The organism is Bacillus sp. FSL R5-0585, assembly GCF_038004545.1.
GTDB classification, from domain to species: domain Bacteria; phylum Bacillota; class Bacilli; order Bacillales; family Bacillaceae_G; genus Bacillus_A; species Bacillus_A cereus.
In genome coordinates, this window is the sequence record NZ_JBBORJ010000001.1 from 1,504,365 (window position 1) to 1,518,127 (window position 13,763).

Genomic DNA, 13,763 nt, shown 5'->3' on the forward strand with positions numbered 1-13,763 from the left:
ATATAATAGCTATAGTCTACAATAATTGAGTCGTAATATGCGATTTTTTAAGACAATCGGTGAGAAAACGCTGAAATAAGCGGTATTAGTAGGAGGACACAAATGATTACAGTAAGTAACGTTAGTTTGCGTTTCGCGGATCGCAAATTATTTGAAGATGTTAACATAAAATTCACGCCAGGTAACTGCTACGGTTTAATCGGAGCAAACGGTGCTGGTAAATCTACATTCCTAAAGATTTTATCTGGAGAAATTGAACCATCAACAGGTGACATACATATTACGCCAGGTGAGCGTCTAGCAGTATTAAAACAGAACCACTTCGAATATGAAGAGTTCCCAGTATTAGAAACAGTAATTATGGGTCACACGCAACTTTACAAAGTAATGCAAGAGAAAAATGCTATTTACATGAAAGAAGACTTTAGTGATGAAGATGGAATGCGCGCTGCTGAACTTGAAGGTGAGTTCGCTGAGCTTAACGGTTGGGAAGCTGAGTCAGAAGCTGCAATTCTTCTTAAAGGTTTAGGTATTGGTGAAGACCTTCATGATAAGAAATTGTCAGAATTAACTGGGGCAGAGAAAGTAAAAGTATTACTTGCTCAAGCTTTATTCGGTCAACCTGACATTCTATTATTAGATGAGCCTACCAACCACTTGGACTTAAAAGCGATTCAATGGTTAGAAAACTTCTTAATGAACTTTGAAAACACAGTTATCGTAGTATCCCATGACCGTCACTTCTTAAATAAAGTATGTACGCACATGGCTGACCTTGATTTCGGTAAAATTCAACTTTATGTTGGTAACTATGACTTCTGGTATGAGTCAAGCCAATTAGCTTTAAAATTAACACAAGATGCTAATAAGAAAAAAGAAGAGAAAGTAAAAGAGTTACAAAACTTCATTGCACGCTTTAGTTCAAACGCTTCTAAAGCGAAACAAGCAACTTCTCGTAAAAAATTATTAGACAAAATTACATTAGATGATATTAGACCGTCATCACGTCGTTACCCATTCGTTGGCTTCACACCTGAGCGTGAAGTAGGAAATGACTTATTAACTGTTGAAGGTCTTTCTAAAACAATTGATGGTGAAAAAGTGTTAGATAATGTGTACTTCACTTTAAATAAAGGTGATAAAGTTGCATTTATCGGCCGTAACGATATTGCGATGACAACATTATTTAAAATTCTTATGGGTGAAATGGAGCCGGATAGCGGTTCATTCAAATGGGGTGTTACAACCTCTCAATCTTACTTCCCAAGAGATAACTCTAAGTACTTTGAGAACAGTGATTACAACTTAGTTGAATGGTTACGTCAATTCTCTCCACAAGATGAGTCTGAAAGCTTCTTACGTGGTTTCTTAGGCCGTATGTTATTCTCAGGTGAAGAAGTTAAGAAGAACGTTTCTGTATTATCTGGAGGCGAAAAAGTTCGTTGTATGTTATCTAAAATGATGTTAAGTGGTGCGAACGTAATCACACTTGACGATCCAACGAACCACTTAGACCTTGAGTCAATCACAGCATTAAATAACGGTTTAATTGCATTCAAAGGTACAATCTTATTCACATCTCATGACCATCAGTTCGTGCAAACAATTGCAAACCGCATTATCGAAGTAACACCAAACGGTGTAATCGATAAAGAGGCTACTTATGATGAGTTCTTAGAAAATGAGGAACTTCAAAAACAAGTAGATGCAATGTACAAAGGTCAATAATATATAATGAAAAAACTCGCTCTTTTTAGAGCGAGTTTTTTTGTCGAGAAAACGTAACATCGCTGGTCGGTCAAATGAATAATTATTCAAATATAATATTAATGAACAGGAGAATTTTTTCATGTATGAAGGGATGTAATGACTTTAAGATTTAAAGAGTTAGTTGAAGAAGGGAAATGTTAGTGGAGTAATATAATCAAATCGTATTATTTTGTCATGTGAAATATGTACCAAATTTGGAGATAGAATAGTTTGCGAATGAGTTTATAAAGGTATATAGTATGGGGTGTCATAATTAGTGGATGAATCTTGGGAGAAAATAGGAAATGTTACAAATTTATTTTGTTAAATAGAAACCAAGGTCAAAATGTCTAGAAAGAAATAGTTGAATAAATACTTGCTTCAAATTATAATTACTAATATTCTTCATATAGTTAAATAAATATAATCTATTTGAAGAAGAAAATTTGAATAGAGAGACAGACTTATAAAAAAATAAGCCTTGGATGATCAAAAGAGGTGGAGAAATGAAACAGTTCTTATTAAAGAGCAAAAGTGTGTTAAGCAATCATTTTGGATTCTTTCTGTTTGCCGTTATTTTATTGTGGCTCAAAACATATGCAGCTTATGTAACGGAATTCAATTTAGGAATTTCAAACACAATTCAAAAATTCTTGCTGTTTTTTAACCCGCTTAGTTCAGCAGTTCTATTTTTAGGACTTGCATTATTTGCAAAAGGGAAACGATCTTATATTTGGTTAATTATCATTAATTTGTTATTGTCGATTCTTTTATACGCAAACGTAGTATACTATCGCTTTTTCAGTGACTTTATTACGTTCCCGACATTAACACAAACGAATAACTTTGGAGATTTAGGTGGTAGTATTCTTGCGTTGCTACATCTTTATGATCCATTATACTTCTTAGACACGATTATATTAATTGTGTTAGTCGCAACAAAATTTGCAAATCCAAAACCAATTCGTGTTGCGAAGCATAAATTATCTCTAGTATTTGTAGCAGGTATTTTATTATTCAGTGTTAACTTAGGTCTTGCAGAGTCTGACCGTCCTGAATTATTAACAAGAACGTTTGACCGTAATTATATTGTGAAATATTTAGGTGCATACAACTACACAATTTATGATGGAATTCAAAGTGCGAAAGCATCGACAGAACGAGCATTAGCTGATGGCGATAATATGACAGAAGTACGAAATTATTTAACATCAACTTATGCAAGTCCAAACCCTGAGTATTTCGGTAAAGGAAAGGGAATGAACGTAATTTACATTCATTTAGAGTCATTCCAAAACTTCTTAATTGATTACAAATTAAATGGTCAAGAAGTTACACCGTTCTTAAACTCATTTACAAAAGATGCGAATACACTTTATTTTGATAACTTCTTCCATCAAACAGGACAAGGGAAAACATCTGATGCGGAGTTTATGTTAGAGAATTCAATGTTTGGTTTACCGCAAGGTTCTGTCTTTACAACGAAATCTCATAATACGTATCAATCAGCACCAGCTATTTTAGGACAACAAGGATACACATCAGCAGTATTCCACGGTAACTACAAAACATTCTGGAACCGTGACGATATTTATAAATCATTTGGTTTTAATAAATTCTTTGATGCGTCATACTACGATATGAATGAAAAAGATGTAGTAAACTACGGATTAAAAGATAAACCGTTCTTTAATGAATCTATTCCGTTATTACAAACGTTGAAACAACCGTTCTATACGAAGTTTATTACGTTATCGAACCATTTCCCTTATCCAATCGATAAGGCAGAAGCAACGATTGAACCAGCAACAACAGGTGATTCATCAGTAGATACGTACTTCCAAACAGCACGCTATTTAGATGAATCTGTAAAAGGCTTCATCGATTACTTGAAACAATCTGGTTTATATGATAACTCAATTATTGTTATGTACGGAGACCATTACGGTATTTCAGATAATCATAACGCAGCAATGTCAAAAGTAATGGGTAAAGAAATGAACTCATTTGAAAATGCACAGTTACAACGTGTACCATTAATCGTTCGTGTACCAGGAGTGAAAGGTGGCGTACAACATCAATACGGTGGTGAAATTGACGTTCTTCCAACGCTATTACACTTACTAGGTACAGATACAAAGAATTATGTTCAATTCGGTTCGGATTTATTATCACCAGATCATAAACAAGTCGTTGCGTTCCGTAACGGTAACTACGTAAGCCCAACAGTTACTGCACTAAACGGCAAATACTATGATACAACTACTGGAAAACCTGTAGAATTTACAGATGAAATAAAGAAAAATGAACAAATGGTTCAAAATTCACTAAAATACTCTGACCAAGTTGTAAATGGTGACTTATTACGATTCTACACACCGGAAGGATTCACTCCAGTAGATCGTTCGAAGTATAACTATAACAACCGCGATAAAAACAAAACGAAGGTAAAAACGACTCCGGAAGGGGAAGCTAAATAAATAATAAAAGGCGCTATTCATATGAATAGCGCCTTTTATTTGTAAATATACCATCATTATGAGACAGAACCAGCTGTTGCTTTTTGTTTTGCCTTTCCGAAGAAAACTACACCGACGATGATAATAATGATAAATGCCCATTTAACGAAAGGGTTACTTTCGAAAAATCCAGCGAACCATTTCTCATCTACAATCATTTTCGCGGCAGTATAAGCTAAAACTGCTGCTCCGATCGTAATAATGACAGGAAAACGATCCACCCATTTTAAAATCAATGTACTGCCCCATACGACTACTGGAATAGACACTAATAATCCGATGATTACTAAAGAAAAGTTACCATGGGCAGCTCCTGCAACAGCTAGTACATTATCAATGCCCATTAACGCATCAGCAATAATAATGGTTTTAATAGCAGACCAAAATCCTTCTTCGGCTTTAATATCATGATTTTTGCCCTCAGCGATCAGCTTGTAAGCGATCCAAATAAGAAGTACACCACCAATTAGGAGTAATCCAGGTATTTTTAATAACCAAACAACAACTAAGGTAGCGAGGGCTCTAATCGCGATTGCCCCGATAGTTCCCCATATAATAACTTTCTTTTGCTGATCTTTCGGTAATCTTCTTGCTGCTAATCCAATTACAATGGCATTATCACCGGCTAACACTAAATCAATTACAATGATGGCAAGTAGGGCGGAAAAATATTCGGCTGAAAGAAAATCCATATACACATCACTCCTTAAGAGTAATATGTGCTAAAGTGTTGATAATATAAAAAAGGATTGAAATTGTATATTCAATCCTTTTTTGACTGTATTCTGATATGTATGTTTTTATTTTGAATAAGTCGCTTTTGTAGTTTTTTACTTATCGCGTTTCTTTTTTAAATTGATTCCAAGCTTCTTCAGTTTGCACTATAAATACGATTATATAACATCTACTTATTTAAACTAGGTTAAAGATAGCATGTGATATTTCAAAGTTAAATTTATCCCGCATTAACGGGCAGTAGGACCCCACCTCAAAATTCAGCGAAAGCGAAGAAGTTAGGTGGGGGATGAACAAAACCCCCACTGATTAAAGTTTCACTTTATTGGATAAAAGGGAAGGGACGTATAATATTGATATGGTGCAAGCGTGTATAGGTTTTCTCTATAAGGAAATTCTAAAAACGATAAAAAAGACTTGATAACCTACTAGTAGGTTATCAAGTCTTTTTATTACATACGATTATCATGCCAGAAGTTTAATGGGAAGTGTTCGTTCTCATTATATGCTTCTAATTCATATCCTTTTTCTTTCAGTCCTTTAATAATTCCAGGAACTGCTTTTACTGATTGTGGATGAATATCATGCATAAGGATAACTTCTGTTGGATTTGTAGCACCATGTAACACGTTTTCTACAATTTTAGCAGATGCAGCATCAACTTGCATTTTGTTATATTTCCAGTCTAAAGAATCAATTGTCCAATCCCAAACTTTTAAGCCATTTTCTACAACTTTGTTGCGAAGAGCTTCGTTTAATCCTGGCATAGAGCCGTAAGATGGACGAGTTAATACTGGTGATTTACCTAAAACACCAGCGATTAAGCCTTGGTCTTCCTTCATTTCATCTACGTAATGACCTTCAGTGTAAAGTTTCTTGTAGTTATGAGTCATACTGTGCATCCCAACGTAGTGACCTTCAGCATCTTCGCGTTTTACAAGATCAGGGAAAGCTTTTACGTTTGAACCAATTAGGAAGAATGTTGCTTTTGCATTTTCTTTCTTTAACATATCTAAAAGCTCAGCTGTGTATTTTCCAGGACCGTCATCAAATGTTAAATAAGCGACTTTTCTAACTTGCCCGTTATAATGTTTTGGAGCTTCTTTCGGAGCAAGAGATGTTTGAATCTCACTTACAAGTTGAACAGATTTTGCTTCATCCTCTGTACTAGCTAGAGCAGTATGTACTGATCCAAAAGCTACTTCGTATGTGAATAATACCCCCGCACAAACTAACATAGCCCTTTTTACTAAAGTTGTCATTCGAATTCCATTGTGCATAATTTTCCTTCTCTCTATAAAAGTTCTACTCTACTATATTAGCAATTATAGGTAGGGAAATGCAAAAAAACTTTTTTACAAGTGTAAAAAAGTTTACTCAAAAGTATGCAAGATTTTATATCAATTGCAGTTTTGAAAAATAGAATGAATTGAAACTTTATTATTTAAACTTTCAATCACCAAATCATACTTTCGTATCACTTCGTTTTCGTTCCAATTATTGATTCGAATATTTTTGTTTTTTATTAAAATATTGGTAAAGAAACAATTACATGAAAAAAGGAGTGGGAATATGGATAATTATATTTGCACTACATGTGGAGTACAGTATCCCGAAAATGAAGAAGCACCTTCTCGCTGTAAAATTTGTAATGAGGAAAGACAATATGTTAATCCAATTGGGCAGTCATGGATAACATTAGAAACGATGCAAAATAGCAATTTATACAAAAACGAAATAATAAAAGAAGAAAGCGGTTTGTATAGCATTACTACTAAACCTAAATTTGCGATTGGACAAACAGCATTTTTAATACAAAGTAAAACTCTAAATGTTATGTGGGATTGCATTAGTTATTTAGATGATAAAACGATACAACGTATATATGATTTAGGTGGTATTCAAGCAATAGCACTTTCTCATCCACATTATTACTCTACACAAGTTAAATGGGCGGAAACATTCAATGTACCTATTTATATTCATGAAGATGATAAAGAGTGGGTGGTTCGTCCGAGTAAGCAAATTAAATTTTGGTCTGGGGAGCATCTGATATTATCGGAAGAACTTACATTGCATCGCTTAGGAGGCCATTTTAAGGGGGGAACTGTTATACATTGGAAAGACGGTAATGAAGGGAAAGGCATTTTGTTATCAGGTGATATTATACAAGTAGTTTCGGATCGAAAATGGGTAAGTTTTATGTATAGTTATCCCAACCTCATTCCATTACCAGCGAATAAAGTTAGAGATATGGCAGAGAAGGTAAAAGATATCCAATTTAGTCGACTATATAATGCATTTCATGGTGTGGTGGAAGATGCGAATAAAGCTGTACAAAGATCTGCTGATCGGTATATAAAGGCCCTGCAAGGAGAACTATTTCATACGTAATAGCTTGTAATTCATCTCTACATTTATATAACTAATTTTATATGAATTTTATACTAAGGTCCTATTGTTTATTAACTAATAGGTCTTTCAACTTAGGAAGTTCACACTAATGAGGGATGTTAAAGGGAATATATGTAACCTATACTAATTACTATAAAGCTTTGGAAAATGAAAAGGAGGAGATTTGCATGAAGAATTGGGTTCAATTTAGAATTGCAAGACCAACAGATAAATTTGAAGAAGTGATAAATTTTTATGAAACAGGATTAGGTTTAAAACGTATAGGGGAATTTCACAATCATGAAGGATATGATGGGGTTATGTTTGGCTTACCAGATGAAGAGTATCATTTGGAGTTTACTACACATGTTAATGGAAGTCCATGTCCGGCACCGACAAAAGATAATTTACTAGTTTTTTATATGCCTAATAAAGATGAAATTGAAAAGATAGTGAATCGATTAGGTAATATGGGCTATCATGAGGTGGAACCAGAAAACCCGTATTGGATAGAGAAAGGAACCACAATAGAGGATCCAGATGGTTGGAGAATTGTGCTTATGAATGCATCTGAATAAAGAAACTATTTTCATATGAAATAGAGTGTAACAAAATGATTTAGACATAAATCCCTACAGCGGTTTGTAGGGATTTTTATATAAGAAGATCTTATTGAGAGAGTTATTAAAATGTAGAAAGTATTTTGGCTAAGAACAAATGTAATAAACATAATTTATGAAGGAGGTATAAAAGTATGATAGTAAACCATTTTGAAGAGTTTTCTAAACACGTTGGAAATACACCTCTCATGAATTTAAAATGCGAAGAAACGAAGGATCTTTCTATCTATGCTAAATGTGAATGGCATAACCCTACAGGGTCAATTAAGGATAGGGCAGCACTTGGAATGATTAATAAATATTTACAAGAAGCGGACAAAAAACAAAATATTTTAGAGTATAGTGGTGGAAGCTTAGCGAGGTCAATTGGGTGTATTTGTAATTATTTAGGGATTCAATGCACGTTAGTTTTAAGTTCTGGAACCGGTAAATCTCTATTAAATGAAATTGATCGTTATGGTGCTAACGTAATCTTAGTTGATAAATGTAAAGGGTTCTACGCAGTAATTGAGAAAACAATAGAGATTAGCAAACAAAAGCCAGAATTATACTTTTTATTCCAACATTATAATAATGCAAATCTAGTAAGTCATATAGAAGGTACAGGGCGAGAAATTATTGCACAAATGAATGGAAAACCAATACATGCATGGGTAGCATCTGCTGGTACTGGTGGAACTCTAATGGGGGTCTATACAGCAATAAAGAATTATACAAAAAATGTTGAACTACATTTAGTAATGCCTGCTGAATTGCCTTATGGTTCGGAACAACCACCAAATGATTTAAAGAAATATGCTGGATCAGGTGGATTCGGCCTAGGACGGAAACAACATTTCATAGAAAAGGAAGAAAATTTGATAGAAAAGCAATGGACTTATTCATATGAAGAAACCTTGTATGAAATGGCCCGTTTTTATAAGGATACTGGTATGAAAATAGGAACGTCTGCGGCAGCAAACTTATTAGCTGCTAAACAAATTGGGAAAGAAAAAGGTGCGAAGTTTAATGTAGTTACAGTTTTTCCGGATGCAGGGTCAATAGAAGAGTGGTCAGATGTAAAAAATTTAGTTGAAAAAATGGGTGATTGAGAGGACCATTAAAAGTTCTTTCGTAGTTTATATCTTATTCTACGCAAAATTGATACCATCAAAAAACTGTATGTTTAACATGTATAGTTTTTTAATGGTATAGCTGTGCAATGTTTAGAAATTTCACATACCGTATTTTAAAAATAAATATAGGAAAACCAAAAAGTAATGTAGAATATATCGTACATACATATATAGAGTCAACATAAAAGATAAAGAGGTGGGTATATGTTACTTGAGGAAGTAATGCAGCAACTAGAAGGATATGGAACAGAACAAAATCGAAAAACGTATAAAAAACACGGAGCGAAAGAGCCGTTATTTGGAGTTAGTTTTGCAAATTTAAAATTGTTAAAAAAGATGATAAAAAAAGATCACGATTTAGCAGTTGAATTGTGGGAAACGAAAAATATGGACGCGATGACATTAGCAACTTATATTTTAGACCCGAAAAAAATAACGACAGAACAGCTTAATAGTTGGATTCAGGATGTTGATTATTACTGTTTGATGGATGTTCTTATGACATCTATATGTACTTCGCCAATTGCAATAGAAAGAATGGAAGAGTGGACAAAGTCTAATGATGAATGGATTGGAAGAGCTGGCTGGTCTTTATTAGCAAATATAGCGATTAAAAATAAAACGTTACATGATGATTTCTTCTCTCCGTACTTAGAAGAGATTAAAGAAAATATACATAATGAAAAAAATAGAAAAAAAGAAGCGATGAATAGTGCTTTAATCGCAATAGGAATTCGTAATGAAGACTTAGAGCGACAAGCGATTGAAATTGCAAGTGAAATTGGAAAAATAGAGGTTGATCATGGTGCAACATCATGTAAAACACCAGATGCAGAAAGCTATATAAAAAAAGCGAGAGAAAGAGCTGAAAAAAAGAAAGTGAAATAAGAAAAGAGGATCGGTTATGAAACCAATTGAAGCAGCACAAAACATAATTACATTACAATTTCCGAATTGTGATGTAGCTTTACTCGGCGGAAGCGTTGCACGAGGAGAAGCGACGAAAACATCTGACCTTGACATTGTAATAGTCGATCAAAGTTTAACTTCTTGCTATAGAGAATCTTTCTATAGTAATGGATGGCCTGTTGAGGTGTTTGTTCATAATTTCGAAACATATAAAACCTTTTTCAAAATGGATTGTGATCGAGGGAGACCGTCGTTACCACAATTAGTTTCAGAAGGGATTGCCTTAAAAGGGGAACAGGAAATTGTTGAGAAATTAAAAAAAGAAGCGAATGATTTACTACATAAAGGACCGGCTAAATGGACCGAAGAAACGATTAAGCAGAAGCGATATTTTATTACGGATACTTTAGATGACTTTATTGGTGCAACAAAAAGAGAAGAAGAATTGTTTATCGCTAATTTATTAGCCGATTTAGTACATGAATATGTATTAAGAGTAAATGGTAAGTGGCTTGGGAGCTCAAAATGGTTTATTAGAGTGCTAAAAAGATATGATGAGCAATATGCAAACAAATTTGTAGCCGCTTTTGATCATTTTTATAAAACGGGAGGGAAAAATGAATTAATTCATTTTATAGAAAAGACGTTAGAACAGTATGGTGGAAGAGTGTTCGAAGGATTTTCTATTGGTAAATAAAGAGAGGAGAAAAAAATGAATGTACCATATGTTCAATTAAGAGAATTGACACTAGATGATGTAGAAGATCGCTATCAATGGTCATTAGATAGAGATGTAACAAAGCATTTAGTTGTACCAGATCAATATCCTCCGTTCACTCGTGGAGATACGAGAAACTGGATTGAAGCTTGTATAAGCCGAAAAAATGGTTATGAACAAAGGGCAATCGTTACTGAGACAGGTATACATATTGGATGGGTAGACCTTAAAAATTTTGATAAAACAAATAAAAATGCTGAACTAGGAATTGCGATTGGAAATAAAGACTATTGGGGTAAAGGATTTGGAATGGCAGCTCTAAACAGCATGTTACAAATAGGTTTTTCTCAGTTTGAATTGGAGAAAATTTGGTTACGTGTAGATGAAGATAATACAAAAGCTAAAAAGAGTTATGAAAGTGCCGGATTTGTATGCGAAGGGTTAATGAGAAATGATCGATTGAGACAGGGAAAGTTCATTCATCGCTATCGTTACAGTATATTAAAAGAAGAGTATGAATCAAAAAATAATAACCTATAAAAATATTATGTAAATTAAAAAGGGGAAAATAAAATGATTCGATTACTTACAAAAGCGGATGCAAAAAAATATTGGGAGTTGCGTTTACAAGCACTACAAGTAAATCCAGAAGCATTTATAACGACTTATGAAGAAGCAGTACGTCAAGAAAACCCTCTTGAACGAGTTGCTAGTAATCTTTCATCCAACAGTAGTTTTACATTTGGTGCTTTTAATAATGAAAATCGTTTAGTTGGGGTTGTTACTTTATTAACAGAAGAAAAAGACGCATATAAGCATAAAGGACATATCGTTGCAATGTATGTAGATACTGAAAATCGAAGAAGTGGTCTTGCACGTGATTTAATACGTAAAGCAATTGAAAGGGCAAAAGAGATGAAGCTAGAGCAATTGAATTTAGGGGTTGTGTCAACGAACGAACCAGCCAAACGATTATATGAATCAATGGGATTTAAAACATACGGAATTGAACAAAGGGCTATAAAAATGAATGGTGTGTATAGTGATGATGAGCATATGGTGTTGTTCTTTTAAGAGAGGAAGTTTTGTATGAAAGATCTCCATTTAGAAAGAAAAATGGACCCTCAAGTAGCGATTTTGTATGCGACGGTTGCTGATACGTTTAATAGATTGCAAAGGTTAGTCGAAGGTACTGAAGAGAACGAACTATCCTATAAAGGGTCTGAAAATAATGAAAATAGTATTGGGCAGTTACTTCAGCATTTAGCAGTTGTTGATTTACATTGGGTGTATCGTTTCAAGGGAGAAGAAGTTCCGCCAGCATTTGAAAATAAATATGGTCCTATGTTAAATGAAGTAGGAGAATTACCAAGTTTAAGAAAAAACACATTGCAAGAGTTAATGCAAGATTATGAAGCAGTGCAAAAATTGTTTTATGAAGAATGTATGAAACTAACAGAAACTGATTTAACGCGGGAAGTTTTGTATGAAAAAGGGGAAACCGCGACAATAAGATGGGGAATATGGCATATAGCAGATCATAATCGGTATCATCAAGCCCATATAAGTCGATTGAAGAAATTATACAGAGAATATAAACTACATATTCTTTAATTTTTTAATGAACGAACGCCCCTAAATAATAATTAAAGGAGGCGTTTGTTTTTATTCGTTCGCTTTTCTTCCCAAGCTATCATTAAATTTTTATGATAATCTTTTGGTTTCTCAATAGAAAACCAGTAAATTGAATGTGCAATAGTTGGTAACCATCTTTTATAGCGGATGCGTATATTTTCATGGTGAGTATAGTGGGGCGAGATTAAAGTAGATTTTGACCCTTGAAAATTTTGACATGTAATGGCCTCGATTTCATACCAATGCACTTTATTCCCATGTAAATCTACTACAATTCCTTCATCATCACTAAAGTGAAATGTAAGTTTGAATGTAGATTTTTCATCGCGTATACTAAAATATATGTCATAGAGATAAAAAATTAAATACAAGGGGTTTTACAATGAAAGCAATTGTTATAGGGATACTGGCATCATTTTTCTTTGCCTTTACTTTTGTTTTAAACAGGGTAATGGACTTAGAAGGTGGAAGCTGGATTTGGAGTGCATCATTACGGTATTATTTTATGGTTCCAATGCTATTACTTATTGTTATGTATAGAGGGAACTTAAAGCAACTCTTTCAATATATGAAAAACAATCCGAAAGAATGGTTAGTGTGGAGTATCGTTGGATTTGGTCTCTTTTATGCACCGCTTAGTTTTGCTGGAGCGTTCGGACCAGGTTGGCTCGTTGCATCAACATGGCAAATTACAATCGTTGCAGGGATTTTGTTAACACCATTTTTTGCGGTGGATCCACTACATAAAAAACTTCCGATGAAGGAATTAGTAATGTCGGCCATTATTTTATTCGGTGTCGTTCTCATGCAAGTAGAACATGCTTCTTCATTAGGTATTCGTGAAACCGTTTTATGTGTAGTTCCTGTACTTATTGCAGCATTTGCGTATCCTCTTGGAAATAGAAAAATGATGCAAGTTTGTAAAGGGGAATTAGATGTATTTCAGCGAGTACTCGGTATGACATTAGCAAGTTTACCATTTTGGTTTTTATTATCTGGTTACGAAGTATCAACAGGCGGATTACCGTCAAGTAGCCAAGTTTTTCAATGTTTTATTGTAGCAGTTAGCTCTGGGTTAATCGCGACAGTATTATTTTTCTTTGCAACAGATCTTGTGAAAGATGATCCGCAAAAATTAGCAACAGTGGAAGCGACGCAGTCTGGTGAAGTTTTATTTGCGCTAGTAGGAGAGTTGATCTGGTTATCTGCACCAATTCCATCATCATTATCTTGGATTGGTATGAGTCTCGTTATTATTGGAATGATACTTCATAGTTATGTGGCTGTCGTTGTAAAAAAAGAAGAAAAAATAACGGCGTAATGAGATTAGCTCTTTTTATTAAGAGCTAGTCTTTTTTCATAGAAAGGG

The 13,763-nt window shown here is 34.1% G+C and carries 12 protein-coding genes and 1 pseudogene; 11 read left to right on the forward strand and 2 right to left on the reverse strand.

Annotated elements, in window-relative coordinates; all coding sequences use genetic code 11:
• The first annotated feature begins 102 nt into the window (after positions 1 to 102).
• Together MKY38_RS07745 and MKY38_RS07750 are read left to right on the forward strand one after the other, a co-directional pair.
• Positions 103 to 1,728 carry an ABC-F family ATP-binding cassette domain-containing protein gene (locus tag MKY38_RS07745; RefSeq protein ID WP_000633864.1) on the forward strand — a complete coding sequence of 542 codons (1,626 nt, stop codon included), beginning with the start codon at positions 103 to 105 and terminating at the stop codon, positions 1,726 to 1,728.
• A gap of 527 nt (positions 1,729 to 2,255) precedes the next feature.
• Complete coding sequence (locus tag MKY38_RS07750; RefSeq protein ID WP_000808770.1) at positions 2,256 to 4,229, forward strand: LTA synthase family protein; 1,974 nt, start codon at positions 2,256 to 2,258, stop codon at positions 4,227 to 4,229.
• A 56-nt stretch (positions 4,230 to 4,285) separates the two neighbouring features.
• Here MKY38_RS07750 and MKY38_RS07755 read toward each other — a convergent pair whose 3' ends face one another.
• Both MKY38_RS07755 and MKY38_RS07760 read right to left on the reverse strand, forming a co-directional pair.
• Entirely contained in the window at positions 4,286 to 4,960 is a 675-nt protein-coding gene (locus MKY38_RS07755; protein ID WP_070180231.1) for a TerC family protein, read from the reverse strand.
• 495 nt (positions 4,961 to 5,455) lie between these two features.
• Positions 5,456 to 6,283, reverse strand: coding sequence for a peptidoglycan-N-acetylglucosamine deacetylase (locus tag MKY38_RS07760; protein WP_000551452.1), 828 nt, complete (start codon positions 6,281 to 6,283; stop codon positions 5,456 to 5,458).
• 292 nt (positions 6,284 to 6,575) lie between these two features.
• Between MKY38_RS07760 and MKY38_RS07765 the strand changes: the two genes are divergently transcribed.
• From MKY38_RS07765 to MKY38_RS07805, 9 genes and pseudogenes are all read left to right on the forward strand, one after another.
• Positions 6,576 to 7,397 carry an MBL fold metallo-hydrolase gene (locus tag MKY38_RS07765; RefSeq protein ID WP_070180230.1) on the forward strand — a complete coding sequence of 274 codons (822 nt, stop codon included), beginning with the start codon at positions 6,576 to 6,578 and terminating at the stop codon, positions 7,395 to 7,397.
• A gap of 188 nt (positions 7,398 to 7,585) precedes the next feature.
• Positions 7,586 to 7,975: a VOC family protein gene (locus MKY38_RS07770; protein WP_065224519.1), complete on the forward strand. Its 390-nt coding sequence runs from the start codon at positions 7,586 to 7,588 to the stop codon at positions 7,973 to 7,975.
• 176 nt (positions 7,976 to 8,151) lie between these two features.
• A complete protein-coding gene (locus MKY38_RS07775) occupies positions 8,152 to 9,108 on the forward strand; it encodes a PLP-dependent cysteine synthase family protein (RefSeq protein WP_114555542.1) in 957 nt (318 codons plus the stop codon).
• Positions 9,109 to 9,336: 228 nt separating this feature from the next.
• On the forward strand, positions 9,337 to 10,020 hold the full coding sequence (locus tag MKY38_RS07780; RefSeq protein ID WP_070180228.1) for a DNA alkylation repair protein: 684 nt from the start codon (positions 9,337 to 9,339) through the stop codon (positions 10,018 to 10,020).
• 16 nt (positions 10,021 to 10,036) lie between these two features.
• A pseudogene (locus MKY38_RS07785) lies at positions 10,037 to 10,797 on the forward strand (nucleotidyltransferase domain-containing protein).
• The gene (locus tag MKY38_RS07790; protein ID WP_001102498.1) at positions 10,754 to 11,299 is read left to right on the forward strand and encodes a GNAT family N-acetyltransferase; all 546 of its coding nucleotides are present in this window, start codon (positions 10,754 to 10,756) and stop codon (positions 11,297 to 11,299) included. Before MKY38_RS07785 ends, MKY38_RS07790 begins: the two are co-directional and overlap by 44 nt.
• Positions 11,300 to 11,332: 33 nt before the next feature.
• Positions 11,333 to 11,833 (forward strand): GNAT family N-acetyltransferase, encoded by a 501-nt coding sequence (locus MKY38_RS07795; RefSeq protein WP_114555541.1) that lies wholly within the window; start codon positions 11,333 to 11,335, stop codon positions 11,831 to 11,833.
• A gap of 15 nt (positions 11,834 to 11,848) precedes the next feature.
• Positions 11,849 to 12,373 (forward strand): DinB family protein, encoded by a 525-nt coding sequence (locus MKY38_RS07800; protein ID WP_341048626.1) that lies wholly within the window; start codon positions 11,849 to 11,851, stop codon positions 12,371 to 12,373.
• Between the two features lie 403 nt (positions 12,374 to 12,776).
• Entirely contained in the window at positions 12,777 to 13,715 is a 939-nt protein-coding gene (locus MKY38_RS07805; RefSeq protein ID WP_114555540.1) for a DMT family transporter, read from the forward strand.
• Positions 13,716 to 13,763: the final 48 nt, after the last annotated feature.

What these genes read in the sequence shown, in the direction of transcription:
- MKY38_RS07745 (WP_000633864.1), top strand. Translation starts at nt 103, where the DNA reads ATGATTACAGTAAGTAACGTTAGTTTGCGTTTCGCGGATCGCAAATTA.
- MKY38_RS07750 (WP_000808770.1), top strand. Translation starts at nt 2,256, where the DNA reads ATGAAACAGTTCTTATTAAAGAGCAAAAGTGTGTTAAGCAATCATTTT.
- MKY38_RS07755 (WP_070180231.1), bottom strand. Translation starts at nt 4,960, where the DNA reads ATGGATTTTCTTTCAGCCGAATATTTTTCCGCCCTACTTGCCATCATT.
- MKY38_RS07760 (WP_000551452.1), bottom strand. Translation starts at nt 6,283, where the DNA reads ATGCACAATGGAATTCGAATGACAACTTTAGTAAAAAGGGCTATGTTA.
- MKY38_RS07765 (WP_070180230.1), top strand. Translation starts at nt 6,576, where the DNA reads ATGGATAATTATATTTGCACTACATGTGGAGTACAGTATCCCGAAAAT.
- MKY38_RS07770 (WP_065224519.1), top strand. Translation starts at nt 7,586, where the DNA reads ATGAAGAATTGGGTTCAATTTAGAATTGCAAGACCAACAGATAAATTT.
- MKY38_RS07775 (WP_114555542.1), top strand. Translation starts at nt 8,152, where the DNA reads ATGATAGTAAACCATTTTGAAGAGTTTTCTAAACACGTTGGAAATACA.
- MKY38_RS07780 (WP_070180228.1), top strand. Translation starts at nt 9,337, where the DNA reads ATGTTACTTGAGGAAGTAATGCAGCAACTAGAAGGATATGGAACAGAA.
- MKY38_RS07790 (WP_001102498.1), top strand. Translation starts at nt 10,754, where the DNA reads ATGAATGTACCATATGTTCAATTAAGAGAATTGACACTAGATGATGTA.
- MKY38_RS07795 (WP_114555541.1), top strand. Translation starts at nt 11,333, where the DNA reads ATGATTCGATTACTTACAAAAGCGGATGCAAAAAAATATTGGGAGTTG.
- MKY38_RS07800 (WP_341048626.1), top strand. Translation starts at nt 11,849, where the DNA reads ATGAAAGATCTCCATTTAGAAAGAAAAATGGACCCTCAAGTAGCGATT.
- MKY38_RS07805 (WP_114555540.1), top strand. Translation starts at nt 12,777, where the DNA reads ATGAAAGCAATTGTTATAGGGATACTGGCATCATTTTTCTTTGCCTTT.